1 tRNA gene and 1 rRNA gene are annotated in these 255 nt (G+C 51.8%); both read right to left on the bottom strand.

Going from position 1 to position 255, the window contains the following annotated elements:
• Positions 1 to 15 precede the first annotated feature (15 nt).
• Positions 16 to 91: transfer RNA gene (locus tag ACLJXE_RS24375), tRNA-Glu, on the bottom strand.
• Between the two features lie 85 nt (positions 92 to 176).
• Positions 177 to 255 (bottom strand): 16S ribosomal RNA (locus ACLJXE_RS24370); the annotation flags it as partial.

Raw genomic sequence — 255 nt, 5'->3', positions numbered from 1 at the left:
TCACGAACCAGCAAGTGGCGTCCCCTAGGGGATTCGAACCCCTGTTACCGCCGTGAAAGGGCGGTGTCCTGGGCCTCTAGACGAAGGGGACACTGAAGTCTCAATCGCAAGACGCCTTGCTATTTACTTTTCATCAGACAATCTGTGTGAGCACTACAAAGGCAGGTTCTTTAAGGTAAGGAGGTGATCCAACCGCAGGTTCCCCTACGGTTACCTTGTTACGACTTCACCCCAGTCATGAATCACAAAGTGGTA

It is taken from the genome of Citrobacter sp. U14242 (assembly GCF_046555775.1).
Lineage (GTDB): Bacteria > Pseudomonadota > Gammaproteobacteria > Enterobacterales > Enterobacteriaceae > Citrobacter.
This window is presented reverse-complemented; position numbering and strand designations above follow the sequence as displayed.